Source organism: Paenibacillus senegalensis JC66, assembly GCF_000285515.1.
GTDB classification, from domain to species: Bacteria; Bacillota; Bacilli; order Paenibacillales; family NBRC-103111; genus Paenibacillus_L; species Paenibacillus_L senegalensis.
In genome coordinates this window covers 825,609-851,914 of the sequence record NZ_HE610957.1, presented here as the reverse complement: position 1 = coordinate 851,914, position 26,306 = coordinate 825,609, and the positions used below count along the sequence as shown (strand labels likewise).

20 protein-coding genes are annotated in these 26,306 nt (G+C 51.6%); 18 read left to right on the top strand and 2 right to left on the bottom strand.

Going from position 1 to position 26,306, the window contains the following annotated elements; all coding sequences use genetic code 11:
• Window positions 1-490: 490 nt before the first annotated feature.
• On the top strand, window positions 491-1,399 hold the full coding sequence (locus tag PSHG_RS04105; RefSeq protein ID WP_010269837.1) for a Gfo/Idh/MocA family protein: 909 nt from the start codon (window positions 491-493) through the stop codon (window positions 1,397-1,399).
• A 46-nt stretch (window positions 1,400-1,445) separates the two neighbouring features.
• Here PSHG_RS04105 and PSHG_RS04100 read toward each other — a convergent pair whose 3' ends face one another.
• Window positions 1,446-2,831, bottom strand: coding sequence for an extracellular solute-binding protein (locus PSHG_RS04100; protein ID WP_010269834.1), 1,386 nt, complete (start codon window positions 2,829-2,831; stop codon window positions 1,446-1,448).
• A gap of 533 nt (window positions 2,832-3,364) precedes the next feature.
• On the opposite strand from PSHG_RS04100, the gene PSHG_RS04095 reads away from it, so the two are divergent.
• The 5 genes from PSHG_RS04095 (at window position 3,365) to PSHG_RS04075 (ending at window position 8,567) form a co-directional block, all read left to right on the top strand.
• Window positions 3,365-4,558: a DegT/DnrJ/EryC1/StrS family aminotransferase gene (locus PSHG_RS04095; RefSeq protein WP_010269832.1), complete on the top strand. Its 1,194-nt coding sequence runs from the start codon at window positions 3,365-3,367 to the stop codon at window positions 4,556-4,558.
• 347 nt (window positions 4,559-4,905) lie between these two features.
• Window positions 4,906-5,766 (top strand): sugar phosphate isomerase/epimerase family protein, encoded by an 861-nt coding sequence (locus tag PSHG_RS04090; protein ID WP_010269829.1) that lies wholly within the window; start codon window positions 4,906-4,908, stop codon window positions 5,764-5,766.
• Complete coding sequence (locus tag PSHG_RS04085) at window positions 5,763-6,797, top strand: Gfo/Idh/MocA family protein (RefSeq protein WP_010269826.1); 1,035 nt, start codon at window positions 5,763-5,765, stop codon at window positions 6,795-6,797. The genes PSHG_RS04090 and PSHG_RS04085 overlap by 4 nt, the downstream gene beginning before the upstream one ends.
• Window positions 6,794-8,104, top strand: a complete 1,311-nt coding sequence (locus tag PSHG_RS04080) for a neutral/alkaline non-lysosomal ceramidase N-terminal domain-containing protein (RefSeq protein ID WP_010269822.1) — start codon at window positions 6,794-6,796, stop codon at window positions 8,102-8,104. The genes PSHG_RS04085 and PSHG_RS04080 overlap by 4 nt, the downstream gene beginning before the upstream one ends.
• Before the next feature lie 220 nt (window positions 8,105-8,324).
• A complete protein-coding gene (locus tag PSHG_RS04075) occupies window positions 8,325-8,567 on the top strand; it encodes a hypothetical protein (protein WP_010269820.1) in 243 nt (80 codons plus the stop codon).
• Between the two features lie 389 nt (window positions 8,568-8,956).
• On the opposite strand, the gene PSHG_RS04065 is transcribed toward PSHG_RS04075, so the two are convergent.
• Window positions 8,957-10,765 (bottom strand): Rqc2 family fibronectin-binding protein, encoded by a 1,809-nt coding sequence (locus PSHG_RS04065; RefSeq protein ID WP_010269816.1) that lies wholly within the window; start codon window positions 10,763-10,765, stop codon window positions 8,957-8,959.
• A 378-nt stretch (window positions 10,766-11,143) separates the two neighbouring features.
• Here PSHG_RS04065 and PSHG_RS04055 point away from each other — a divergent pair, with 378 nt between their 5' ends.
• The 12 genes from PSHG_RS04055 to rsmB all read left to right on the top strand — a co-directional run bounded on the left by PSHG_RS04055 (window position 11,144) and on the right by rsmB (window position 26,059).
• On the top strand, window positions 11,144-13,918 hold the full coding sequence (locus PSHG_RS04055) for a calcium-translocating P-type ATPase, SERCA-type (RefSeq protein ID WP_010269813.1): 2,775 nt from the start codon (window positions 11,144-11,146) through the stop codon (window positions 13,916-13,918).
• A 193-nt stretch (window positions 13,919-14,111) separates the two neighbouring features.
• Window positions 14,112-14,948: a diaminopimelate epimerase gene (gene dapF, locus PSHG_RS04050; protein WP_010269811.1), complete on the top strand. Its 837-nt coding sequence runs from the start codon at window positions 14,112-14,114 to the stop codon at window positions 14,946-14,948.
• Between the two features lie 84 nt (window positions 14,949-15,032).
• Complete coding sequence (locus PSHG_RS04045) at window positions 15,033-16,913, top strand: bifunctional homocysteine S-methyltransferase/methylenetetrahydrofolate reductase (RefSeq protein ID WP_010269808.1); 1,881 nt, start codon at window positions 15,033-15,035, stop codon at window positions 16,911-16,913.
• A 50-nt stretch (window positions 16,914-16,963) separates the two neighbouring features.
• Window positions 16,964-17,842, top strand: a complete 879-nt coding sequence (locus tag PSHG_RS04040) for a YicC/YloC family endoribonuclease (protein WP_010269805.1) — start codon at window positions 16,964-16,966, stop codon at window positions 17,840-17,842.
• Window positions 17,843-18,009: 167 nt separating this feature from the next.
• Window positions 18,010-18,270 carry an extracellular matrix/biofilm regulator RemA gene (gene remA, locus PSHG_RS04035; RefSeq protein ID WP_010269798.1) on the top strand — a complete coding sequence of 87 codons (261 nt, stop codon included), beginning with the start codon at window positions 18,010-18,012 and terminating at the stop codon, window positions 18,268-18,270.
• The gene (gene gmk / locus PSHG_RS04030; protein ID WP_010269796.1) at window positions 18,260-18,901 is read left to right on the top strand and encodes a guanylate kinase; all 642 of its coding nucleotides are present in this window, start codon (window positions 18,260-18,262) and stop codon (window positions 18,899-18,901) included. Before remA ends, gmk begins: the two co-directional genes overlap by 11 nt.
• Before the next feature lie 2 nt (window positions 18,902-18,903).
• The gene (gene rpoZ / locus PSHG_RS04025) at window positions 18,904-19,113 is read left to right on the top strand and encodes a DNA-directed RNA polymerase subunit omega (protein ID WP_010269795.1); all 210 of its coding nucleotides are present in this window, start codon (window positions 18,904-18,906) and stop codon (window positions 19,111-19,113) included.
• A 149-nt stretch (window positions 19,114-19,262) separates the two neighbouring features.
• Window positions 19,263-20,483, top strand: coding sequence for a bifunctional phosphopantothenoylcysteine decarboxylase/phosphopantothenate--cysteine ligase CoaBC (coaBC, locus tag PSHG_RS04020; RefSeq protein WP_010269793.1), 1,221 nt, complete (start codon window positions 19,263-19,265; stop codon window positions 20,481-20,483).
• Entirely contained in the window at window positions 20,480-22,966 is a 2,487-nt protein-coding gene (gene priA / locus PSHG_RS04015) for a primosomal protein N' (protein ID WP_010269792.1), read from the top strand. Before coaBC ends, priA begins: the two co-directional genes overlap by 4 nt.
• Before the next feature lie 274 nt (window positions 22,967-23,240).
• Window positions 23,241-23,717 carry a peptide deformylase gene (def, locus tag PSHG_RS04010; RefSeq protein WP_010269790.1) on the top strand — a complete coding sequence of 159 codons (477 nt, stop codon included), beginning with the start codon at window positions 23,241-23,243 and terminating at the stop codon, window positions 23,715-23,717.
• A gap of 5 nt (window positions 23,718-23,722) precedes the next feature.
• On the top strand, window positions 23,723-24,670 hold the full coding sequence (gene fmt / locus PSHG_RS04005; RefSeq protein ID WP_010269789.1) for a methionyl-tRNA formyltransferase: 948 nt from the start codon (window positions 23,723-23,725) through the stop codon (window positions 24,668-24,670).
• A gap of 15 nt (window positions 24,671-24,685) precedes the next feature.
• The gene (gene rsmB, locus PSHG_RS04000) at window positions 24,686-26,059 is read left to right on the top strand and encodes a 16S rRNA (cytosine(967)-C(5))-methyltransferase RsmB (protein WP_010269788.1); all 1,374 of its coding nucleotides are present in this window, start codon (window positions 24,686-24,688) and stop codon (window positions 26,057-26,059) included.
• Window positions 26,060-26,306 lie beyond the last annotated feature (247 nt).

The following is a 26,306-nucleotide window of genomic DNA, read 5'->3' as shown; positions in this document are numbered from 1 at the left end:
TTCAGCCCCCGTAAAGAGAACCGTTGGCTATTTTCATGCTGGAGTTGTGCCTGAGAATTCAATGGCATGACTGTTTTCGCATACACTTTCGCAAACAATTCGCCTCGGGTCCGCTGCTTGGGGCTGCTTATTCTGGCTATCGGGCTGAACGGCCACTTTTCGGACAGCCCCGGTTTTTTCTTCTTATGAAATATAGAGCTGCCCAATGTTTGGGGGTTCCCGATAAGAGAGCTTGAATCGCATTCGAAGCAGCTGCCCATTTTCCGGGGAGTTATTTTTGCTGCCGTTCGGGAACGGAGAACTTGCGCATTTACAGACTCTTTTTAGTAATTGACAAACTTGCAAGGGAAAGGGTAGTGTTGAAAATAATGCATTAGTTGTATTTAGGTTGTTACTTTGTTGGGGAAGGGCATGGCGTGCCGTTGAAGTGCCGCTCTGCTGCACGGACGGTGTGCACTAAGCTTAATAATGTGAAGGAGAGACTTTAAAAATGGCTAAACAACCTCTGAAGCTCGGAATGATTGGATTGGATACCTCTCACGTTGTCGCATTTGCAGATTTGCTGCACAACTCCTCTCATGAATATCATGTGCCAGGGGCTCAAATTGTCGTCGCCTATCCCGGAGGATCACCGGATTTCGAGCTGAGTATTTCGCGGGTGGAGGGCTTTACAACAAAGCTTAAGGAAGAGCATGGAGTGCAAATTGTGGATTCTCTGGAAGCGGTTGCGGAGCAAAGTGACGCTATATTGCTGGAGTCCGTTGACGGACGCGTCCATCTGGAGCAGTTACAAGCGGTAGTAGGCTACGGCAAGCCGATCTTTATAGACAAGCCGCTAACCTTGTCTTCTGCTTCCGCGCAAGAAATGTATGACCTGGCCGAGAAGCACAACGTGCCTCTAATGAGCGCATCCGCTGTACGCTATGCGGAAGGACTGCAGGAGGTGCTGGCTAATGGAGAGTCCGGCGGGATCATCGGAATGGATGTGTATGGTCCGATGGCAATCCAGCCTACGCAGCCGGGCTTATTCTGGTATGGAATTCATACCGTAGAGATGCTCTACGCAGCATTAGGCAGGGGATGTGTGTCTGTCAGCTCCACTCACAATGACGATCATGATCTTGTTGTCGCGGAGTGGAGTGACGGACGGGTAGCTACATTGCGCGGAAACCGCAAAGGCAATAACCAGTTTGGAGCTCTTGTGCATCGGGAGAAGGCGACTCAGTTTGTTGATGTTTACGCCAATCCCAAGCCTTACTATGCAAGCCTTCTGGAGAAGGTGATGGGTATGTTCACCGGTGGCGAGGTTCCGATAGATCCCAAGGAAAGCATAGAGGTGATCCGCTTTATCGAGGCGGCAAATGAAAGCCGGGAAACGGGGAAAAAAGTCTACTTATAGTCCCCTGACCACACATTTTATTATTTCTATGGCTCGTGATTGGCGGCTACTTCCTGCGGATAATGCTCATCAGCTTGTCCGTGAAGGAGGCCGCCGATTCCATGCCGCACCAGAACATTTCCATTTCCGCTTCCAGTTCCTCAATTAGCGCGTAATTGTCAAACAGCTCAAAGCTGAAATACGCTTCTTCCATTTTCTTTTTGGTAATATTTAAGGACTCCAAATATGGCTGGCTCCACAGCTGCTCATTAATCTCCGGAAACACGGAAATAAAGCGGGCCTCTTGCCCAATCCTCTTCTGAATTTGCGGATCATACATCGTCTGCAAAAATTCCACAGCCAGCTGCTTGTGAGGAGCCGTCTCAGGAATCAGAAAAAGGTTGGCAACAAGCTGGGTCGCTTTTTTATGTCCGAAGGGGAGCGGGGCTACCTTCGGTTCAAAGGACAGATTGAGCCGTCTTAGACCAGCCAGCTCAATGGCTGTAGTCAGGATCATGGCTGCCTTTCCCAGGACAAACGCCTCCGAATTCAAAAGGCGGGTGAACGGATAGAGGGAAGCACAGCGGTGCTTGTATAATATTTCATGCAGGAATTGCAGCGTACGCAGAACATCCTCACGCTGGGTGGAAGCGTCAAACCTCACCCCATTTTGCAGAGCTAACACCGGCCAGCGGCCAAACGATGTAGCCAAAGAAAAACCGAATTGATCGGTGATGCCATCGCCATCCGTATCAGCCGTAAGCCGTTTCGATGCAGCTATGAAATCCTCGGTACTCCACTCACCATCCGGCAGAGTAACGCCATGCTTCTCAAACAAGCTTGAATTGTAAGCCAAATAGACAGTAGAAAAAGTAGCCGGGGCTGCCACCAGCTTCTTGTCTGTCTGGAAAGCCTCCAGCAATCTTGGATAAAGGCCGGCAAAGGAATCGCTAAAATACGGCAGCAAATCCAGAAACATATGTTTTTCTGTCATTTCAGCAAATTGGCGGTCGGTTCCGAGGATCAAATCAGGATAAATGCCCTGCTCCCCGCTGAACAGGATCGATTCGCTGAAATCAAATGCCGGAAAGCCGAGCACCTTGATTTCCACATCCGGATGGGTTTGTTGAAATTGTTCAATTAGATAAGGCATCCCCGAATCGACAAAATGGGAGGGGGCTGTGGCTAAAATCCGCAGTGTTGTTTTTTCCTGTGCTGCCGGAATCGTCAAATCCGGTGAAACGATGGTGCCTTGTCCAACTTTTTTGACAATTAATCCTTCATAGGCTAGCTGCTCTAGAGCCTTGCGCACGGAAGTGCGGCTCATTCCGTAAAATTTACAAAGTTCGTTCTCGGAAAGCAAAAATTGCCCAGGTTTAATATAGCCTGACATAATCTGCTCACGTAAAATCTGGGCCAGCTTGGAATACAAAAATTCATTTTCACGTCTCATTGCGTCATCTTCCTTCTACCGTCTTCCGAATCTAGAACCGGTCTGACAAACCTCTTTTATTGCAACACGTAGGTTATAAGCTCATCATCCCTATTCGTATTTATTGTATACTAAAACATCCCGATAGTACAAGTATGATACAACTGAAGAAGCGCTCTGCCCTAGTTCCGGCTAACGAAATCTTAGACTTTCTGATGTGGTAAAAAAAGCTTTTAACGAAGCCCGCTCGAAGACGAATAACCCGGTCATAGAGGTAACTTTTTATGCCAATCAGAAAGCGGTTTTTCGGCTAACGAAATCTTAGACTTTCTGATGTGGTAAAAAAAGCTTTTAACGAAGCCCGCTCGAAGACGAATAACCCGGTCATAGAGGTAACTTTTTATGCCAATCAGAAAGCGGCTTTTCGGCTAACGAAATCTTAGACTTTCTGATGTGGTAAAAAAATTGTGGCTTTTCGGGAAGAAAGCTTATATAATAAAGTTACTTGTATCATACCTATATCTTTATTATGAGAGTAGAAAAGAGGTCATAAAATGAAATCGTTAGCTGTCAACGGTGGAAGTCCTGTCCGTACGAAAGCGTTTCCCGATTGGCCCATATTCGGGCAGGAAGAAGAAAAATTGCTGCTGGAGGTTCTTCACTCCGGAAAATGGGGTGGTACTGGAAGAATCAAGCTGCAGGAATTAGAAGACAAGTTTGCTGCTTATCACGATGCCAAATATGCGGTTTCCTGCGTGAATGGAACGATTGCACTGACGATTGCGATGCAGGCTGTGGGAGTACAGCCTGGTGATGAAGTCATTATCCCTTCCTATACATTTATCGCTACAGCTACCTCCGCTTTGTTGTTCGGAGCCATTCCGGTCATTGTGGACGTAGCCCCGGACTCTTTATTGATTGATCCGGATAAAGTAGAGGCTGCGATTACCCCCAAAACAAAAGCGATTATTGCGGTGCATATCGCTGGCGCTCCTGCCAACATGTCCCGGCTGAAAGAGATTGCCGATAAGCATAAGCTGAAGCTGATCGAGGATTCCGCGCAAGCGGTTGGGGCAAAGTGGGAAGGTCGCGGCATTGGGGCTATTGGCGACGCCGGCACATTCAGCTTTCAATCCAGCAAGAACATTAATGCCGGGGAAGGCGGCATGATCCTGTTCAATGATGAAGAGGTGGCTGACCGCGCCTGGTCTATAGCTAACGTAGGCCGCATTCGTTCGGGAGCTTGGTACCAGCACGAGCATATCGGCTGGAATCTGCGGATGACCGAATTTCAGGCTGCGATTCTGCTCGCACAGATGGGACGCTTGGATGAGCAGATCAAGCTGCGCGAGAACAACAGCCGTCTTCTTACAGCCGGGCTGAGCGCTATTGACGGCATTGAGTGTTTCGGACGCGACCCGCGAATCACGGTCCACGCCAATCATTTATACATGTTCAAGCTGAATAAAGCACTGGCTGATCGAGTCAATAAAGAAGATGTGATCAAGCAAATTAATGCTGAAGGGATACCGGTAGCATCAGGATACGTTCCTCTTAACAAAAATAAAGCGATTTTAACCGAAATTGAGAAATGGACCGGGGAAAAGCGCGAGTTCTCTTGTCCGGTTAGTGAGCGCGCAAGCGAGAAGGATGTTCTGTGGCTTCATCAAAATGTACTGCTGGGTACAGAGGAAGATATTCAGGATATCGTCACTGCTGTTGAAAAAGTTGTACGCACCTACGAATAAGGCAGGCCTTGCTTGACTGTGTTTATGAGAGGACGAGAAGAGGCTGCCCTAGTGCTCCCGGGCGTCTCTTCTTTTGTCTATTAAATGTCTATAAGATGATGATGTGAGACTGAAGGTTATTCCTCATGGTACGATTAGGTTAATGAGTATTTTGCTCACTGAATTCAACCTAAGCGGCAGCAGGCTGTAGACAAAATGCGTAGTGTTTGTTCTATTATTTCACTAGATTAGAAGCCTGGTTGGATGTAAGCAAAATGCTGAAATTAAACTTAAACAGGCGCGCGTCATACGTATGCTTTAATTTTCTAGGCTCAATCAAATATGCGCCGGAACAGGAGAATCAAATCATGTGGAATCGATTGGGAGTTTTAACTGATGAAGTATCTGTTCAATTGACAGAAGCGCTAGACTGGATTAAAGAGCAGCAGCTTGCTCATGTAGAAATCCGGATGGTGGATGGCCACAATATTATTTCTCTTTCGGACGAGCAGGTGCAGCGAGTGCAAGAAGAGGTAAGCAAGCGCGGCCTTTTTATTTCGGCTATCGCTTCACCGGTATTTAAATGCGCACTCGATCCTTCAAGACCAGTGGCATCGGGGGATACCTTCGGGCAGAAGGAAGAAAGCGTTGAGGCGCATTTTGATAAACTGCAAAGATCTTTCGAGATTTGCAAGCTGCTAGGCACCAAACAAATCCGGATTTTTTCATTCTGGAGGGAAGTGTCCCCGCAGCAGCATGAACAAGAGATAGTAGGCCACTTGCGGACGGCCGCAGAGATGGCTCAAAAACAAGATATAGTGCTTCTATTGGAAAACGAGCCTTCTTGTAACGGCGGATTTGCTTCCGAGGTAGCGCGTCTCACGCAGCTTGTAGCCTCTCCTAATCTTAAAGTGCTGTGGGATCCGGGCAATGAGGAATACGGGGGAAGAAACTCCTACCCGGCCGGATATAAGGATGTCCAAGCAAGTCTTGGTCACGTTCATTTAAAGGATGCGCTGATTGACAGTGACGGAGTATCCCGCTGTGTGCCTATCGGCTCAGGGAATGTCCCGTTCAAGGAGCAGCTGCAAGCCCTTCAAGCAGATGGTTATACCGGATTATTTACAATTGAAACTCATTATGTACCAGCAGGCGGCACGGCCAAGGATGGAACTGCGCTAACTCTGGAAGGATTAAAAACGATTATCAAGGAGGCGGGGCTCGATTGAAAAAATGGGGATTTGGTTTGATCGGCTGCGGCAGTATTGCTGATTTTCACTTTAATGCTATTCAGCAACTGGAGCAGGCCGTTACCGTTATGATTTCGGATCGCAAGGAAAAGCGTGCCAGAGAGATTGCCGAGCGTGAACAGGCGGAATGGACGACAGACTACCGCGAACTGCTGAAGCACGAGGGAGTCGATATTGTTTGTGTAACGACAAGCAGCGGCTCCCATTACGAAATCGGCAAACAGGTTTTGCTCGCCGGCAAGCATCTGGTCGTTGAGAAGCCGATTACGATGGCCAGCCGCGAGGCGGATGAACTGATCGCTATCGCTGCTGAGCAGGGCAAGACCATCTCGGTAATTTCACAGAGACGCTTTGAACCGCAGCATCAAGCGGCTTATAGAGCGCTGCATGAAGGTCATCTGGGCAGGCTGCTGCTGGCGGAAATCTCCGCGCCCTTCTACCGCACACAGGATTATTACGATTCTGCGGATTGGCGGGGGACGCTGCTGCAGGATGGCGGGGCTCTGATGAATCAGGGAATTCATTCGATCGATCTGCTGTTATGGCTATGCGGTAAAGCCAAAACGGTATATGGAAAAACAGCGACGCAAACCCATCAAATGGAGGCGGAGGATTTGGGGCTCTCTATTGTGGAGTTTGAGAACGGCGCATTCGGGACGATTATGGCCTCTACCAGCATTATCCCGGGATTCGCTCCATCTCTGCATTTGTTTGGTGAGAAGGGAAGCATTAAAATAGTGGGCACCGACATTACCCATTGGGAAGTTCCGGGTATGGAGCAGCCGCAGCTGGCTGCGGGATCGGGAACCGGAGGCGGAGTGTCAGATCCGAAAAGCATTTCCTACGAGTTTCACAAGCTGCAGCTTGCTGATGTGCTGGATGCGTTGGAGCATAACCGCCCGGTCGCCATTTCCGCTAGGGATGGCCGGAGGGCGGTCAGACTGATTGAAGCTATATACGAGTCGGCGCGGACAGGCTCACAAGTCAATCTGGAAGGGGACGAACAATGAACGGAGAGTGGATAGTAGGGGCGGCCAAGGTGGACATTACACCGCCGCAACCGATTCCCCTGGCCGGATTCGCTCATCGTTCGGAGGTTTATGAAGGTGTTGCCCAGCGTTTATATGCACGGATTTGGATATTCGCTGAACCGTCAGTTCAAGGGATAGCCGAAGCTAAAGCAATCCTGATCCAAGCTGATTTAATCTGGTGGGGCTCAGACCAAATCCGGCCCCTGCTGGATAAAATCGTGAGCCGCTGGGGGATTAAAGAAGAGGCAGTCATCTTTCATGCCAGCCATACTCACGGAGGCCCTCAAACCAGCAGCCGTTTCGTACCAATGCTGGGCCTGGCTGATTCAGCTTACCTGGCTTGGCTAGAGGGGCAGGTGCTGAGCGGGATCGGGGAAGCTCATGCTTCTATGGAACCGGTTATGGTAGAGATGGGCAAAGGAAGCTGCCCGCTCGGTATTCATCGCAGGAAGCGGATGGATGGGCGAATGAATATGGCACCTAATCCTGAAGGAGCTGCCGATCCGGAAGTGACCGTTATTCGGATGACAGCCACAGATGGAAGAATCAAGGGAATCTGGTTCCATTACACCTGCCATCCAACGACTACAGGCGACAACTGGGTCACATCGGAGTATCCGGGAGCGGCAATGGAGCGGCTGGAGCGGCAGCTTGGCGGTCAGGTGATTGCTACATTCCTCCAAGGATACTGTGGCGATATCCGGCCGGCATTAATTAAAGACGGCCAATTCTTCCGCGGTAATGACGAAGATGTCAAACGACTTGGGCGCCAGTTGGCTGATGAAGTTATTCGGGTGCTTGATGCGCCGATGCAGCAGCTGGAATCTGCCTCCATCCAGGCAAGTGCAGAACAAGTGGAGCTTGCATTCGTAAACTACCTTAGTAGTGAACAGCTGGCTAAGGATCGTACAGCTGATGGCGCGGCCGCACAGCGCAGCGAGCTGTTTCAGTCCGACCCTTCGCGGAATGAACAGCCGGCCAAGCTCCAGCTGAATTATTTGCAGCTGGCCAAGGAGCTGGTTCTGGTAGGGGCCAATGCAGAAATGGTGGTGGAGTATGGTCTCTACCTTAAGCAGGAGATCAACCCGCATATTCTCCCGCTCGGCTACACCAACGGAATGATTGGCTATGTGCCTACCGCTGAACAAATTGCGGAGGGCGGTTATGAAGGCGGCGAATCGGCTGTCTATTTCGGTTTGCCGGGAGCTTTTACACCCGCAATAGAGGGACAAATTAAGACAGCATTTAAGAGCCTTAACAGGCTGCCGGCAGCTGCGCAGGATTAAGAGTCTTTTGAGCGGTGAGAAAAACTAGCTGACGGTCAGCGGCAAGCAGCATTTGACTTATACAACATAACATGAGAATTGGAAGAAGGCGGGTACCCGCACTTTCTTCCTTTTTTTTGTTTATTCAGGCGAGAAAGGAGAAGCATGTATGAATCCCTATCTCAACGCGTATGCTAATGTTGCAGAAATAACGCATATGCTAATGTTGCAGGAATAATGAATGAATCTGGCGAATAACAAGAAAGGTGTGCGCAGTATGATTCAACAGTACTTTACGGAGCTCAAGCTGGACAATGCTGTATCCTTAAGCGAAGGCCTGCAGGAACTGGTCAATGAGGCGGAAGCGGAGCTGCAATCGGCCTACATTGAAGTGGTTCAAGTCATCAAGCATGACCGGGTTCATTACACCGTCATCCTTAATGTAGATTCCGAATTGGAGGATAGCGAGGAGGAGTCGGATTAAATTTCAATAATGCAAGGATAGTCTTACGGTACAGATCTAGCTGGAAGGTGCCAGCGTTTAATGACAAAAGGAGCTATCCATAAATCCCCAAAAATAAAAAGTCGGGCGGAAAACGGCACTTTAACATTGTTTTCCGTCCCATTTTTTTGTGCAGCTGCTTTTTTGTCCGGCGCCTTAAAAAGTCAACACCCAAGAATGTAAAATCAACATTCTTGGGTGTTTTATTTTGACACCTTTGCTTGGTAGAGGACCTTTTGGGCAGCACCGTTTCATGCCTCCAGTAGCAGCACAAACCATGTCCTTGGTCTATGCTGCTACTGTTAGTATGTTTTGGTTGTTTCATTCCTCTACAATACCAGATACCGTAGTTTGCCTCATGCCAGGTACCGTTATTTGAACTTCCCTTCGCCTAATGCTTGAATGAGTCCCTCATCCGGAGTTACAAATAACGTTTTCTGATTGTCATAAATGACAAATCCGGGTTTGGCCCCATTAGGCTTTCTTACATGACGGATAAGGGTATAGTCTACAGGAACCTGGCTGGATTCCCTGGCTTGACTGTAATAAGCGGCAAGCATAGCTGCTTCATGCAGCGTTTGCTCACCAAACTGGGAGCTGCGGATGACCACGTGCGAGCCCGGGATGTCTTTGGTATGAAGCCACGTGTCGCCGGGGTGTGCCAGCCTGTTAGTAACATAATCGTTCTGAGTGTTGTTCTTGCCGACGTATATAGGAATTCCTTCGCTCGAGACATAGCTGGCTATATTAGGTTTATTCGGTTTTGCCGCCTTCCCGCCCTTGCGTTTTTTACGCTCTCTTGATCGGAGGTAGCCTTGCTCTACCAATTCCTCCCGAATTTCCTCTATATCATTTAAACCGGCACTGTGCAGCTGCTGCAGCAGGGAATCGAGGTAGACCAGCTCCGCTCGGGTGCTTTCGATCTGCTCGCTGACAACTGTGCGGCTGTTTTTGATTTTCGTATATCTTTTAAACGCTTTCTGTGCATTTTCGGATGGAGTGAGCAGCGGGTCAAGCTCAATGACTATCTTCCTCTGGTTCTCGTCATAATAGTCAATGACCTCAACGGAAGTATCGCCTTTCTGAAACAAGTGCATGGAAGCGGTCAGCAGCTCTCCTTGAATGCGGTAGCGGTCGGCATCCTTCGCATCTTCCAGCGTCTCCTCCAGCTTTTCCAGCTTTTTAATGTTTTTTGCTTTTTCATTCTGCAGAAAGCGAAGCAAATCGGATGTTCGCTGTCTGACCTCGTCACGTTCCGCCTTCTCCCCATAATAATGATCCAGGCATTGGCTGACCGTTTCGAAGGGCTTCCAGGATGAGCCTAGATGAGTCAATTGAAGGGCGGAAAATACGAGCTTGCCGCTATCCTCTACTGCAGTGCCCGGCTCGTAGCGATTGGCCTTAACCTGCTCCATGACTTCACTTACGGCTTCCCACAGTCCTGCCGGCGGCTTGGGGTCGGCATTTCCAGGCTCGTGATTGGACCTGTACAGGATTTCCTTGGCCATGAGCGGACTAATCCCGTTAAAGCAGTTCAGCAGCACCTTCCAAAGAGGCAAAGGTTTGGAAGAGGTCTTTGCTTCTGTCAATTCATTGGAGTCAGTCAGCGACTCATTCATCACCTGCGCCCACTTCTCCTCGAATAAGGACCTGTCTGTGGTAAACGGATCGAGCTTGCCTTGCTCTGGAGGTCCTTTGTAGACGCTGCCTGGCAAAACGACCCGATAGGTGCTGATCGCCGGCGTCACATGGTGAATGCCGTCCAGTATGGTGCCCTGATCGGGATCAAGGAGAATCACATTGCTGTGCCGACCCATAATTTCTACGATGAGCTCCTTGAGGCATAAATCCCCAAGCTCATTGCGGTGACGGATGCGAATGACAATGATCCGCTCCAGCCCTTTTTGCAGCACCTCTTCGATAATGCCGTTCTCGCAATGCTTGCGGAGAAGCATGCAAAACATGGGAGGCTCAAGCGGGTTATTCATCTGTGTTTCCGTATAATGCACCCTTGGGTAGGTGGGATTAGCTGAAAGCAGCAGTCGGCGTGTCTTGCCCTTGGCGCGAATTTGCAGCAAAATCTCATTTTCCGAAGGCTGATGGATTTTGCCGATTCTCCCGCCGACGCACTCCTGCAGTTCATGAACAATGGCGTGTACAACAATTCCGTCTAATGCCATAGGTGTGACAACTCCGTTTCCTGCACAATCCGTGCGCTTCCCCCAATTCGCGAATAACGATTGCCCGCTAGCCGGGTCAACCTGCGTTTAGAGGCAGTTAAGACCTCCTTGGTCTGTTCCCGTGCCTCGGCCAGCTTCTGCAAGGTCATTCAAGGGGGGCTTCTTAATGATGCCATATTGGAGCTCCAATGGAAAGGGCACAGATTACTGATAACCGTTTTGTCCGCCCCTAAAAAAGAAAGCTCGGCCGAGTTGGGATATTTTGCAGCTTGTCTGAATACATTTACCCTAGTACAAGTTATTGGCGCTTTGCCCAATCATGATTCGGCGTGAGCGGCAAAAAGTTCGCCAGGCAAACCAGTAGGAGGGGAGCGACGGATGAGTCAGAAAAAGTGGTATCAGATGTCAGCAGATGAATCCTTGCGTGTGCTGAATACGGATAGCAGACAGGGATTGTCCCAGGAGGAGGCAGTACGCCGCCGGGAGGAAGTCGGAAAAAATGTGCTGAGCGATGGAAAAAAAATATCTCCCATTACACTATTCCTTAATCAATTCAAGGATTTTATGGTTCTCGTGCTCATGGGAGCTACGCTCATTTCCGGTCTGCTCGGCGAATACCTCGATGCCATCACGATTATTGTCATCATTGTAATGAATGCCGTGCTCGGCTTTATTCAAGAGTTCCGCGCCGAGAAGTCCCTACAGGCGTTGAAGGAGTTGTCTGCACCTTCGGCTAAAGTCATGCGCAGCGGCCAGCTGGAGCAGATCCCGGCTAGTGAACTGGTGCCGGGTGATATTGTTGTGCTGGAGAGCGGGGACCGGGTTCCTGCTGATGTTCGCTGGCTGGACGCAAACGGACTTTATGTAGAGGAATCCGCCCTTACCGGGGAATCGGTTCCGGTAGGCAAGTTTTCCGATCCGATGGATGGAAGGGAGCTGTCGCTGGGCGACCAGCGCAATCTCGGCTTTCTCGGAACACTGATTACGCGGGGTACCGCGAGAGCCGTTGTCGTAAGAACCGGAATGGATACGGAGATGGGGCGCATCGCCGATCTAATCCAGAATACCGAGGAAATGCAGACTCCGTTGCAGCGGCGTCTTGAGCAATTAGGTAAAATTTTGATCATGGTCGCACTCGGCTTGACTGCGATGGTTGTTGTGGCTGGCATTATGCACGGGCAGCCGACTTATGCAATGTTCTTAGCGGGCGTTAGCTTGGCTGTAGCCGCTATACCAGAAGGATTGCCGGCTATTGTCACAATCGCCCTGTCGCTCGGGGTGCAGCGTATGATTAAGCGCAAAGCAATCGTCCGCAAGCTGCCGTCTGTGGAAACGTTAGGGTGTGCTTCGGTCATTTGTTCAGACAAAACCGGTACATTAACTCAAAACAAAATGACAGTCACCCATCTGTGGAGCGGCGGACGTCTTCTTGAGGTAAGCGGTGACGGCTATGCTCCGCAAGGCTCGATAACTTTTATGGGCAAAACGGTGGACGTCCGCCGCGAGCCGATGCTGGAAAAGATGATGTATGTTTCTTCATTCTGCAATAACGCAGAATTATATGAAGAGATTCAGGAAACGAAAGGGAAAAAAGGGAAGGAAGCCGGGGGAAGCTTCTGGACTATTAAAGGCGATCCGACCGAAGGGGCGCTTAAAGTTCTTGGCGCCAAGGGCGGAGTAATCCCGGCTTTGCTGGAAAATGAAGTGCAGCGGATCAAAGAGTTTCCGTTTGATTCTGAGCGCAAGCGCATGTCGGTTGTCGTTAAGCACGGCAACAGTAGATCGGTGTATACGAAAGGCGCACCGGATATGCTCATACAGCGCTGCAGCTACATCCTGTGGGACAATAAAGTGATTCCGTTTACTTCCACGATGAAGCAAAAAGTAATGGCAGCCAATGAAGGGATGGCTAAATCGGCCCTGCGTGTGCTGGCCACAGCTTACCGCGAGCTAAAGGCGCATGAGACCTGTGAAGATGAGGAGCAGGCGGAGAACAATCTAGTCTTTGCCGGGCTAGCGGGAATGATTGATCCTCCGCGCAAGGAAGTGAGGGAAGCCATTCATAAATGCCGTAAGGCCGGCATCCGCACGGTGATGATTACCGGCGACCACCAGACGACCGCCGAAGCGATAGCCAAGCAGCTCGGTATGCTGCCGGCTGATGGAATTCTGGTGAACGGCCAGCAGCTGGACCAGATGAGCGACCAGGATTTGGAGCGTCAGGTTGAACGCATTTATGTCTTTGCCCGGGTATCTCCTGAGCATAAGCTGCGGATTGTCAAGGCGCTGCAGCGCAAGGGGCATGTAGTGGCGATGACGGGTGACGGCGTAAATGATGCGCCCGCGATCAAAGCGGCAGATATCGGAATCGCGATGGGCATTTCCGGAACGGACGTGGCCAAGGAAGCCTCGGCTCTTGTGCTCAGTGACGACAATTTTGCTTCAATTGTCGCTGCTATAGAGGAAGGCCGAGGTATTTACGAGAACATCCGCAAGTTCATCCGTTATCTGCTTGCTTCCAACGTTGGCGAAATATTGACTATGTTCATGGCCATGATGCTTGGAATGCCGCTGCCGTTAGTGCCCATCCAAATCCTGTGGGTGAATCTGGTGACGGACGGGCTTCCGGCCATGGCGCTCGGTGTCGACCAGGCGGAGAAGGATTTGATGCAGCACAAACCGAGATCAGCCAGAGAAAATATTTTTGCCCGCCGGTTAGGCTGGAAGATTATCAGCCGCGGCATACTGATCGGACTCTGTACGCTCGGCGCCTTTTGGATTACTTATCAGTACGAGGCCGGTTCGCCCGATCAATTAAGCAAGGCGCAGACGGTTGCCTTTGCAACGCTGGTCATGGCTCAATTGATCCATGTGTTTGACTGCCGCAGCTCTCGTTCGATTTTCCACCGCAATCCACTGCAAAATAAATATCTCGTTGCTGCCGTTTTATCTTCTGTGCTGCTGTTGTTGGCTGTGCTTTATATCGATGCCCTGCAGCCTATTTTCAAAACGGTAGACCTTGCACTTCGGGATTGGATTCTCGTTCTGGTTGCTGCCGGCATACCTACTTTTCTGTTGGGTTTTGGCAGTCTGCTGTCCGGCTCTTCCCGCAACAAGCCTACGAATTTTCAGGCTAAACCGGTTTCTCGCTAGATAACACAAGGAAATGCGAAAAAAACTATGCATTCCCGATGATTTACGTTATCATAAGTAGAAAATACCCTTAAATCAGGGAAAACGGCAGGATTGCCAGCCGTTCGTCCCCAAAGATGGGACATTTTTCTAGGTAACGATTAATTTAAGGATGGGCCGCCCTCGGGCGGCCCGCATTCGGGAGTGTTGAGCAGTGAAATTTACCAAGATGCATGGCTTAGGCAATGATTTTATAGTTGTTAGCGGAGAACGTGAGCTGCCGGACAATGTGTCTGAGCTCGCGATTTCCTTATGTAATCGGTACTTCGGCATTGGTGCCGATGGTCTGGTTTATATTTTGCCGTCTGAACGCGCGGATGTGCGCATGAGGATTATCAATTCGGACGGCAGTGAAGCCGAACAGTGCGGCAATGCGATCCGCTGTGTCGCGAAATATGCTTACGATCACCAACTGGCAGCTAAAACAGAGATGACCGTGGAGACGCTTGGTGCGGGTGTGCAGAAAGTGCAGCTGCAGGTTGCTGACGGAAAGGTGCAGGCTGTCCGAGTCGATATGGGAGAGCCTATCCTTCAAGGCACCCAAGTGCCGACTACGATTGATGCCGATATTGTAGTCAATCATCCTGTGGAAGTGAATGGCCGTACCTTTCACTTCACGGCTGTATCCATGGGCAATCCGCACTGTGTGATTTATGTGGATGATGCGGTTCAATTTGATCTGGATACATGGGGACCTTTGCTGGAGAAGCATCCGCTCTTTCCAAACAAAATTAATGTGGAGTTTGTTACGGTGAAGTCTAGAGATTATGCAGACATGCGCGTTTGGGAAAGAGGCGCGGGCCCGACACTTGCCTGTGGAACAGGGGCCTGTGCTACGCTGGTTTCATCCGTGCTTAACGGGCTGACAGACCGCCAAGCTACAGTATCTCTTAAGGGCGGGGATTTGTTTATTGAGTGGAGCGAAGAGGACAACCATGTTTATATGACTGGCCCGGCAGAAGAAGTGTTTACCGGGTCCGTGAACGAATAAACTGGGCGATTGGCATGGATGCGAATCCTTGTCAGCGGCCCGAGAGAATAGGCAGCAGCTGCCTGATTGGGTGGGGTTTAATAAATGAAAGCTGATTTAAGAACTTTGCTGCAGCGGGAACTGCTTGTAGGCGATGGCGCCATGGGAACATATTTGTATCAGCTAGGCTTCCCGGTAGGCATCTCCTATGAAGAGTTTAATTTGACGAAGCCGGAGGTCATCATTGATGTTCACCGCCGGTATTGCGAAGCAGGCGCCCGTTTGCTCGAAACCAATACGTTCTCGGCCAGCCGGGAACGGCTGGCTAAATACGGGTTGGAGAATGAAGTGAAGGCTATTAACCGGGAAGGCGTCAAGCTGGCTAGACAAGCGGGCGGCGACGATGCCTTCATTATCGGGGCTGTCGGCTCGGTTCGCGGGGCGAGAAGAACAAGCCTGACCTTGGAAGAAATCGCTGAAAGTTTTCAGGAACAGCTCGAAGCATTGCTGGAAGAAGATCCGGACGGCATACTGCTGGAAACCTTCTATGAATTTGACGAGATCCAGGTTGCTCTCGAGACGGTCCGCAAGATGAGCGAGCTGCCGGTCATATGTCAATTCGCAACAGAGGTCAGCGGGGTGACGAAGGACGGCATAACCATGGATGAGGCATTTAACCGATTGCTCGCACAAGGGGCCGATGTGGTAGGCTTTAACTGCCACAGCGGCCCAATGGGTCTTTTGCGGGCAATGGAAAAGCTGCAGCCCATCGAGCACGTGTTTTCCGTGTACCCGAACGCCGGACTGCCGGGCTATATAGATGGCAAGTTCACGTATACGGCAACGCCGGAGTACTTTGCTGAAGCCGCTTTGCGCTTTGCCAAGCTGGGTGCCCGGATCATCGGCGGCTGCTGCGGCACGACGCCGGAGCATATTGCGGCCATATCCGCTGCGCTGCAAAACTATAAGCCAGGAGAGGCGGCAGCGGATGTCAAGCCCGTCAAACCGATTGCCGTCAAGGAGCCGCAAGCGCCAGGACTGCAAGCCGAAGGCGGGGGAGAAGCCGCGGAAGGAACGAAGTCGTCTCCTAACCTGGTTGAGCTTGTGCGGCAGCGTCGGACCGTTATCGTTGAGCTCGATCCCCCGAGAGGCTTGTCGGTAGCCACCTTTATGAAAGGGGCTCGTGTACTTAAGGATGCCGGGGTCGATTCGATTACGATGGCTGACAATTCGCTGGCAATGACAAGAATGAGCAACATTGCCACCGGGTTCATGGTGAAGGAGAAGCTCGGCATTCCGCCGCTGCTTCACGTGGCTTGCCGGGACCGCAACCTGATAGGTACACAGGCCCACTTGATGGGGCTCCATGCGATGGGCATTGATCACCTGCTCTGCATCACGGGGGATCCGGCCAAGTTCGGTGATTTGCCAGGATCGAGCTCGGTGTATGATCTTAATTCCATCGGTCTCATCAAAATGGCCAAGCAGCTTAATGAAGGAACTTCCCATTCCGGCAAAGCCCTCAAGCATAAAGCCAATTTTGTAATTGGAGCCGCCCTGGATCCCAATGTTAAGTATTTGGACAAGGCGGTTGGCAGAATGGAGAAAAAAATAGAGGCCGGAGCGGATTATTTTATGACCCAGCCTGTTTATGATCCCGCGATGGTGGAAAGATTGTATCATGCGACACGCCATATCGAGGCTCCTATCTTTTTGGGAATTATGCCTCTGATAAGCGGCCGCAATGCAGAGTTTTTGCATAATGAGGTTCCCGGCATCCGGATCCCGGATGATGTCAGAAAGCGGATGAGCGGTTTGGAGCAGGAGGAAGGAAGGCGGATGGGCATTCAAATCGCCAAGGAGCTGCTGGATATGGCGCTTCCTTACTTCAATGGCTTCTACTTTATGACACCGATGCTTTACTATGAAATGACAGCAGAATTAACCCGGTATGTGCACAAGCAACCGGGCGGAGCTACGTCCTAAGCCCCTTGTTCCTGCTGATAAAATGAATTAGAATATGGGAAGTGATACCGGTGCCCAAAAGTATGACCGGATTTGGACAAGCAGAAAAGGTCGTAGGCGGCTATGAAGTCCGGATAGAGGCCAAGTCGGTCAATCACCGTTACTTGGAAGTTGTGTTCCGCTTGCCAAGGCAATGGACCATGCTGGAGGAGTCTTTCAAGAAAAGAATTCAACAGTATCTTCTGCGCGGCCGGGTTGAAGTTTATATGAATATTGAGCGCAGCGCCGAGCTTCCGCTGCAAGCTGAGATTAACTGGCCGCTGGCAGACAGCTGCATGGCGGCATCCCGCCAGCTGCAGGAGAGCTATCAGCTGAATACTCCTTTAACCGTTCGCGATTTGTTTCTCATTCCGGATGTAGTGCGCTTTCGCGAAGCAGAAGCGGACTTCGATGATTGGGAGCAAGCTATGGGCGAAGTGCTGGAGGAGGCTGTTAGACAGCTGCTTCAGATGAGGGAGCGGGAGGGCGCCGATTTAACCGCTGATATGAAGGAACGGCTGAATGCATTGCGCGAGTTTACGGCCAACCTGAATGTGGAGGCGCCTCGTGTGGTTGAGGATTATCGCAATAGGCTGGCTTCCAGATTGAAGGACTGGCTGACCGATGCTCAGATCGATGAACAGAGGATTGCGATGGAGGCGGCGCTGCTGGCTGACAAAGCAGATATTAGCGAGGAGCTGACCCGCTTGAGCAGTCACCTGGATCATGCGGCATTAATTTTAGACGGCCAGGAAGCAGTCGGTCGAAAGCTGGATTTCCTGCTGCAGGAGTTGAATCGTGAAGTGAACACGGTTGGTTCCAAGGCCAATTCAGCGGCAATCTCCGGGATAGTGGTGCAAATGAAAGCAGAGCTGGAAAAAATCCGGGAGCAGGCTCAGAACTTGGAATAACGGGACTATGACCGGTGACGACTTGCTGCGCCGCCCAATAGAGTATGATGATTCCATAAATAGGCAACACTAGAGCAATTCACGATTGATAGAATCGTTTATCCTTTTTTATTAGCGAGGCAGCAAGTGCTGCAGCACTGCCGAGCAAAAAGTTTAGGAGGCACAGGATGGCTATAAAACTTATTAATATCGGTTTCGGAAACATCGTTTCCGCCAACCGCATCATCTCGATAGTCAGTCCCGAATCAGCACCGATTAAACGGATCATTCAAGAGGCCAGAGATCGGCATATGCTGATTGATGCAACCTATGGCCGGCGCACCCGTGCGGTCATTATTACGGACAGTGACCATGTCATCCTGTCCGCTGTCCAGCCTGAGACGGTGGCTCACCGACTTGCGAATAAGGAAGATGATCATGACGAATAAAGGGTTTCTGTCGGCAGAGAAAGACAGAGGCATATTAATGGTATTATCCGGGCCTTCAGGCGTGGGAAAAGGAACGGTATGCGCGGCTTTGCGTCAAAGAAGCACAAACCTGGTCTATTCGGTTTCCGCTACGACCCGCGCCCCAAGGGCCGGTGAAGTTGACGGAGTGAACTATTTTTTCAAGACAAAAGAACAGTTCCAAAACATGATCGCTGAAGGGGAATTGTTAGAGTGGGCTGAATATGTTGGTAACTACTACGGCACGCCCCGCTCCTTCGTTGAGGAAACCCTTAATGCCGGTAACGACATCATTTTGGAAATTGAAGTGCAGGGAGCTTTGAAGGTCAAGCAGCAGTTTTCCGAGGGCGTGTTTATTTTTCTTCTTCCTCCTTCTTTAGAAGAACTGCAATGCCGAATTGAAAATCGCGGCACGGAAACCGCTGAAGCGATCCGCAGAAGAATGCAGGCAGCGGCTGAAGAAATCGCGATGTCGGAGCATTATGATTATTTCATAGTTAATGATCATGTGGATTTGGCGTGTGACCGAATACAGGCCATCCGCACGGCTGAGCATTGTAGAAAAGAGCGGTATATACCAAAATTGAAACATTGGATGCAGGAGGTGTTATAGTCATGCTTTATCCTTCCATTGACAAGCTGTTAAACAAAGTGGATAGCAAGTATTCCCTTGTAGTGGCTGCTGCCAAGCGGGCTCGGATGCTGAAAGAAGGCGTTCATTCGCAGCTGGAGCAGCCCCAGTCCCATAAACATGTGGGTGTAGCACTCGAGGAGCTGTACGGGGATTATATTCACTACGAAAAAATAGAGAACAAGAACGAATAAGCCGGCTAGTCCAGGCACCATTACCAACAACCCCTGGGGTTGTTGTTTTTTTGACAACAGCTTTTGCAAACTACTGCCAGGGGAGCTTGGTCCTCAAGCCGCAATGCTGTTAACCAACTCGCGGGCGGAAACAGAAGGAGGGAGCTGTAGTGAGCTTTAGAGGAAAATCTATTTTGCTTGGAGTTTCCGGCGGAATTGCCGCATATAAAGCAGTAGCGCTGTGCAGCCGTCTGGTTCAGGCCGGAGCAGACGTCAAAGTGATCATGACCGAATCCGCAGCGAAATTTGTTTCTCCATTGACGTTTCAGGCGATATCGCGCAATCAAGTAATGACAGATACATTTGAGGAAAAGGACCCTTCCGTAGTATCACATATTCATTTGGCAGATCACGCTGATCTGGTTGTTATTGCCCCCGCTACCGCCAATATGATTGCGAAGCTGGCGCTTGGCCTAGGCGATGATATGCTCAGTACGACACTGCTTGCGGTCACTTCACCGATTGTAGTTGCCCCTGCCATGAATGTTCATATGTACAGCCACCCGGCTGTTGTGCACAATATGGAGCTGCTGCGTCAGCGGGGCATTACATTTATTGAGCCGGGCGAAGGACAGCTGGCCTGCGGATATGTCGGCAAAGGGCGTTTGGCGGAGCCTGAGGAGATTGTGACCGCGCTGGCGGCCATCCTGAATCGCGGCAAGCTGTTAAGCGGGCGCAAGGTGATGGTAACGGCCGGAGGAACCCAGGAGCGGATTGATCCGGTGCGTTACTTAACCAACGATTCCTCAGGAAAAATGGGCTACGCCATTGCTAGAACAGCCCGCGATATGGGGGCCGAAGTGACGCTGATCAGCGGGCCCAGCTCTTTGCCGGTACCTGCTGGCGTGGAGCATGTGCCCGTCCTGTCAGCTCTAGATATGCTCGAAGCAGTAACTTCGCGTTTCGAGCAAGCAGATATTGTGATAAAAAGTGCTGCTGTTGCGGATTACCGGCCTGCAGAGGCTTCCCCGCTGAAAATAAAGAAGAAGGATGAGGAATTGACGATCCGCCTGGTGAAAAATCCGGATATTCTGAAGACGCTGGGAGAACGCAAAACCGGACAATTTCTCGTCGGGTTCGCGGCAGAAACCAACGATGTGATAGAACATGCGAAGGACAAGCTGCAGCGTAAAAATTGCGATATGATCGTGGCCAATGATGTAACTGAGGAAGGAGCGGGCTTCGGCACGGATTCCAATCGGGTCATTTTTCTGGAGGCCAGCGGTACGGTAGAGCCGCTGCCCAAGATGTCCAAGGAAGCAGTGGCTGAGCGGCTGCTGAGCCGCATAGCCGAGCGCCTCGCTGGCCGCGTGGGAGGCGGCCGTTCATGATAGCCCAAGTCATTGTCGATGTTCCGGCCAAACAGACTAACCGCCCGTTCGATTATGCGATACCGGCTCATTTGGAGCCCTGGATACAGGTCGGCAGCCGGGTAGGCGTCCCATTTGGCCATCGGGTCGTGCAAGGCTTCGTGACCGGCTTCAGGCAGCATGAGCAGGTGGAAAGCGATAAGCTGAAGGCCATCAGCGAAGTGCTGGACGCACATCCTCCTTTGACGCCTGAGCTCGTAGCGCTTGCCCAATGGATAAGCCGGACGTATTTGTGCCACGAGATTACTGCCTTGCAGGCGATGATTCCCGGGGCGCTGAAAGCCAAGTACGAAAAAAATGTTGAGATCGGTGAGGTTACTGAAGCCGACCGATTATTTTTGCAGCCATCGCAGCTGGAAATACTAGACTATGTGAACGCTAAAAAGCGGGTAGCGCTGGAGGAATTGATTCGCAGATTTGCAGATCAAGGACAGTGGATAAAAGAACAATTGCAGCTAGGGCTGCTGCGGGAAAGTCAATCCATGCGGGACCGGGCAGGGAAGAAGAAGCTGCTGATGGTATATGCGCAGGCGGCACCGGAGCAATTGAGCCAGTACGCTCTTGAGCTTCCGGAGCGGGCTGCGAGGCAGAAGGAAGTGCTCGGCTATTTCTGTCAAAACTCCAGCCCCGTCGCGCTTAGCGTCCTAACGGCGGCACTCGGGATTTCCGCATCCACTGTAAAAAGCTTGGCCGACAAGGGCTGGCTGGAGATCAAAGAGGAAGAGGTATTCCGCGATCCTTACGCGAACCGCAGCTTTGCCCAGACAGAGCCGCTGGCGCTGACCCCGGAACAGCAGAAGGTATTCACCCCGATATCGAATGCGCTGACAGAGAAAAAGCATGAGGTATTTTTGCTTCACGGCGTGACGGGCAGCGGAAAAACAGAGGTATATTTGCAGGCTATCCAGCAATGCCTGAACATGGAGCGGGAAGCCATCGTGCTGGTGCCGGAAATTTCCTTGACACCGCAAATGGTAGAGCGCTTCAAAGGCCGCTTCGGAGACCAGGTTGCGGTGCTTCACAGCCGCCTTTCCCAAGGAGAGCGTTATGACGAGTGGCGCAAAATTTCACTAGGCCAAGTAAGAGTGGCAATTGGTGCCCGCTCCGCCGTATTTGCTCCCTTCCGCCGTCTGGGGCTGATTATCCTTGATGAGGAGCATGAAACCAGCTATAAGCAAGAGGACAGTCCCAAGTATCATGCGCGAGAGGTTGCGATTCACCGGGCTGGGCATTTTCAGGGAGTGGTCCTCCTTGGCTCGGCGACTCCATCCTTGGAAAGCTATGCCCGGGCGGCTGACCGTTTGCCTGACGGCTCCGCCGGCTCTCCGCGGTATCAGCTGCTGACTATGCAGCAAAGGGTCGAGGGCAGGGCGCTGCCCCCTGTCCATATTGTGGATATGAGGGAAGAGCTGAAGGACGGCAACCGCTCGATGTTCAGCCGTCCGTTGTTTAACGCGATAGAGAAGCGGCTGGAGAGGAGCGAGCAGACGGTGCTGCTGCTTAACCGTAGAGGGTACTCCACCTTTGTCATGTGCAGAACCTGTGGCAATACGTTGGAATGTCCGCATTGCGACATATCGCTCACTTATCACCAAAGCTCGAGAACTGTCCGCTGCCATTACTGCGGTTATGCGGAAAAGCAGGCAGAGGTGTGCCCGGAATGCGGCAGCGAGCATATCCGATATTTTGGTACCGGCACTCAGCGGGTTGAGGAGGAGCTGGCCAAGCTGTTTCCAGGCATACGGGTTATTCGCATGGACGTTGACACGACAAGCGAGAAAGGCTCCCATGAGAAATGGCTGAATCAATTTCGCAACCATCAGGCAGACGTATTGCTGGGCACCCAGATGGTCGCCAAAGGCCTCGATTTTCCGCAGGTTACTCTAGTTGGGGTTATAGCCGCGGATACGGTGTTGAACCTGCCTGATTTCCGTGCGGGTGAGCGGACCTTCCAGCTGCTGACGCAAGTGGCTGGACGGGCTGGACGGCATCATCTGCCGGGAGAAGTATTTGTTCAGACTTATACTCCGGAGCATTACAGCGTTCAGTGCGCCAGCGAGCACGATTATACCCGGTTTCTGCATAATGAATTGCAGCTGCGGCATAGCCGGGATTATCCTCCGTACTGCCGGTTGATCCTCATCACGCTGTCCCATCCGGAGATCCCGCTCCTGATTCGTTCTTCGGAAGCCTTTGCACTCCGGCTGAAGGAAATCGCGGCGGCCCGCTCCGGCCATCGGCCCTCCTCCGTGGAGGTACTGGGCCCTACGGCTTCGCCTGTGTCGAGGATCAAAGATAGATATCGGTTCCAATGCATGATAAAATATCGGGACAGTGAACCCGTTAGTGACTGGGTTATGGAAGCAGCGGCTTCATTTGATGATCTCATTAAGCGGGAAAGCCTTCAGGTCAGCATTGATGTAGATCCTTACCTGCTTATGTAAAGCAATCGGTCAGCGCCAATTGGCAGAACGGAGACGCTATATCGATGCCGGAAGCCGGATTTCCGCCTGATGAGGGTTACACCGGGAACAGCCTAGCTGCATAAGCTGAAGCTAAAGATCATCGGCATTGTGCTTGATCATCTGCAAGTATTCAGCTATGCAACGAACAGAAAATCAGGCAAGCGAAGGTCATTTATTCCAGGATTCATCTTGTTCCTAATTTCATAGATTTCGTATCAACTGTGAGGATCCATCTGTAAAGGAAGGTGCTTGAATGGCATTGCGCATTATTGTTAAAGATCCAGATCCGGTACTGAGGGAAAAATCCAAGCCGGTACCCAAAATTACACCGAATATTCACAAGCTGTTAAATGACATGGCAGAAACGATGTACGATGCGGAAGGGGTTGGTCTTGCGGCCCCTCAGGTTGGCGTTCTTAAACGCGTGATTGTTATGGATGTAGGAGATGAGCATGGCTTAATTGAGCTGATCAATCCTGAGGTGATCGAACAGGAAGGCGAGCAGTTTGGTCCGGAAGGATGCTTGAGCATTCCCGGCTTGACCGGAGATGTTCGCAGAGCTCAACGGGTTAAGGTCAAGGGCCTCAACCGTCACGGAGAGGAAATCGTGATCGAAGGGACCGATTTGCTCGCGCGCTGTATTTTGCATGAGGTGGATCATCTGAACGGAGTGTTGTTTACCGACTTGGCCGAGGCCACCTACCGCGGAGAGCCGAAGGAAGAGGAGTGAGCGATTTGAATATAGTTTTTATGGGGACCCCTGATTTTGCGGTCCCCATTCTTGAAATGCTGGTCGACAACGGATACCCGGTCAAAGCGGTCGTGAGTCAGCCTGACCGCCCGAAGGGGCGCAAGCGGGTGCTGACTCCCCCGCCTGTCAAGGAAGCGGCGCAGCGATTAGGGATCCCTGTTCTGCAGCCGGAAAAAATTCGCGAAGAGGACGCTATCGAGGCCATCCGCCACTACGAGCCGGATTTGATCATTACAGCCGCTTACGGGCAGCTTGTGCCTAAAAAGCTGCTTTTCATGCCGCGGCTTGGCTGCATCAATGTACATGCTTCTCTGCTGCCCAAGTACAGAGGAGGGGCACCGATTCAGCATGCCATTATCCGCGGGGAGTCGGTGACCGGTGTGACTATTATGTATATGGCAGAAGGTTTGGATACCGGCGATATGATCAGTAAGGCGGAGGTACCGATTCTGGATGAAGATACATCCGGGACCCTGTTCTCCAAATTGAGTCAAGCGGGCGCCGAATTGTTGAAGCAGACCTTACCGGACTTGCTGGCCGGCAAGGTGCAGGCTGTTCCCCAAGACGACAGTCAGGCAACCCTTGCCCCCAATCTGCGGCGGGAGGATGAGCGGATTGACTGGAGCCGCACCGCGCGTGACATTTACAACCAGATCAGAGGGCTGAACCCGATGCCGGGGGCGTTTACGCTGCTGGATGGCAAGGTGTTAAAAGTATGGGAGGCCTCTCTGGATGACTCCAAGGCTGCTGTGGACAAGGCCTCATCAGCTGCTCCCGGAACGATCCTGACGGTCTCGGCGGAAGGCATCCAGGTGGCGGCCGGAGAGGGAGCTCTCTGGTTAAAGATCATTCAACCGGCTGGCAAAAAGGCGATGGATGCAGGGCCTTACGGGCGCAGCGCGCAATGGCAGCCTGGCGCCAAACTGGACTAGCCAAGGAGGATTAAGATGAAATCATCACGAGCTGCAAGAACGCCCGCAAACGCCCGCCATCTGGCAGTAGAGCTGCTAACCCGGGTAGAGGCCCAAAAAGCGTACAGCAACTTGCTGCTGGATAAGCTGCTCAAGCAAAGCGGGCTGGAGCGGCTGGATGCCGCTTTCGCTACCGAGCTTGTTTACGGGACTTTGCAGCATCAGTTGACCATCGACTATTATTTGCAAAAATTTGTGGCCAAAGGGTGGGCCAAGCTGGAGCCCTGGGTCAGAAATTTGCTGCGAATCAGTTTTTACCAGCTGTATTATTTGGACCGTGTTCCGGCACACGCGGCCATCAACGAGGCCGTTGAGCTGGCAAAGCGCTTAGGCCATCGCGGGATTTCCGGCATGGTAAACGGTGTGCTGCGCAACGTGGAAAGACAGAAGGCTTCGCTGGAGATCCCGGACAGCCTCCCTCTAGTGAAACGGCTGTCATTAACCTATTCCCATCCTGAGTGGATGATCAAGCAATGGCTCGGTTCCTTCGGTGAAGAAGAAACCGCGCGGATTTGCCAGGCGAACAACGAACCGCCCCATGCCAGTATCCGGGTTAGCCCCGGCAAACGAACTCGTGAGCAGCTGCTGGCCGAACTTCAGGAGCAGGGCATCGACGCCTCCCCATCGCCGCTGTCCGCCGCGGGCATTGTGGTCCGCCAGGCCGGCAATATGGCGGATACGGACGGATACCGGGAAGGCTTGTTTACGATACAGGACGAAAGCTCGATGCTGGTTGGAGAGGCTGTGGATCCGCGGCCGGGCATGTCCGTATTGGACTGTTGTGCCGCTCCGGGCGGAAAAACAACCCATATGGCGGAGCTTATGAACGATCAAGGCATGGTCATCGGCTGTGACATTCATGAGCATAAAGAAGCGCTGATCCGCAAGCAGGCTCAGCGATTAGGCCTGACTTCTATTCAAACGCTGGCTGCGGATGCAAGAACATTGTCCGGCCGCTTTCCCGCCGAAAGTTTTGACCGGGTTCTGCTGGATGCCCCCTGCTCGGGACTTGGCGTCATCCGCCGCAAGCCCGATTTGAAGTGGGCCAAAGAGCCGAACGAGGTCAAGGCGCTGAGCCGGATTCAGGCAGAGCTGCTGGAGGCGGTGCATCCGCTTGTTAAGCCGGGCGGCCTGCTCGTCTACAGCACCTGTACGATTGCTGCCGAGGAAAACGAGGAGCAAATCCGCAGGTTTTTGCTGAAGCATCCGCAATTTACGCTATCCGCTTTTCCTTCCGCTTTCTCTCCGGTGGAACAAAGAACCGCGGCGAAGTCCAGCGGCATGCTGCAGCTGCTGCCGCATCACTATAACAGCGATGGCTTTTTTATTTGCCGCCTGCAAAAAGCATAGACATAATTGAACTTGAGGCGTGCCTGAACAGGCTTCTTCCGTCCTTTTTCGCCCGCGTATGGAGTCAGTAGTCGCCCGTGCAGCCGGACGGTTACGCCAATAAGAGCCCGATAGACGGCCGACTTCTACCTTTCGGTTAACTGTCGGGCTTTGTCCGTAATTAAAGGCTCCGAGAGCGCTGGCAAAGGAACAGGCCAACGCTTTGCTGCTGCGGCACCGCTATGGAGTTATTGTATAGTCAGTAGGC

Bases quoted from the DNA above. Each gene is read 5' to 3' on its own strand.
- PSHG_RS04105 (WP_010269837.1), top strand. From the start codon at position 491: ATGGCTAAACAACCTCTGAAGCTCGGAATGATTGGATTGGATACCTCT.
- PSHG_RS04100 (WP_010269834.1), bottom strand. From the start codon at position 2,831: ATGAGACGTGAAAATGAATTTTTGTATTCCAAGCTGGCCCAGATTTTA.
- PSHG_RS04095 (WP_010269832.1), top strand. From the start codon at position 3,365: ATGAAATCGTTAGCTGTCAACGGTGGAAGTCCTGTCCGTACGAAAGCG.
- PSHG_RS04090 (WP_010269829.1), top strand. From the start codon at position 4,906: ATGTGGAATCGATTGGGAGTTTTAACTGATGAAGTATCTGTTCAATTG.
- PSHG_RS04080 (WP_010269822.1), top strand. From the start codon at position 6,794: ATGAACGGAGAGTGGATAGTAGGGGCGGCCAAGGTGGACATTACACCG.
- PSHG_RS04075 (WP_010269820.1), top strand. From the start codon at position 8,325: ATGAATCTGGCGAATAACAAGAAAGGTGTGCGCAGTATGATTCAACAG.
- PSHG_RS04065 (WP_010269816.1), bottom strand. From the start codon at position 10,765: ATGGCATTAGACGGAATTGTTGTACACGCCATTGTTCATGAACTGCAG.
- PSHG_RS04055 (WP_010269813.1), top strand. From the start codon at position 11,144: ATGAGTCAGAAAAAGTGGTATCAGATGTCAGCAGATGAATCCTTGCGT.
- PSHG_RS04045 (WP_010269808.1), top strand. From the start codon at position 15,033: ATGAAAGCTGATTTAAGAACTTTGCTGCAGCGGGAACTGCTTGTAGGC.
- remA (WP_010269798.1), top strand. From the start codon at position 18,010: ATGGCTATAAAACTTATTAATATCGGTTTCGGAAACATCGTTTCCGCC.
- gmk (WP_010269796.1), top strand. From the start codon at position 18,260: ATGACGAATAAAGGGTTTCTGTCGGCAGAGAAAGACAGAGGCATATTA.
- rpoZ (WP_010269795.1), top strand. From the start codon at position 18,904: ATGCTTTATCCTTCCATTGACAAGCTGTTAAACAAAGTGGATAGCAAG.
- priA (WP_010269792.1), top strand. From the start codon at position 20,480: ATGATAGCCCAAGTCATTGTCGATGTTCCGGCCAAACAGACTAACCGC.
- def (WP_010269790.1), top strand. From the start codon at position 23,241: ATGGCATTGCGCATTATTGTTAAAGATCCAGATCCGGTACTGAGGGAA.
- rsmB (WP_010269788.1), top strand. From the start codon at position 24,686: ATGAAATCATCACGAGCTGCAAGAACGCCCGCAAACGCCCGCCATCTG.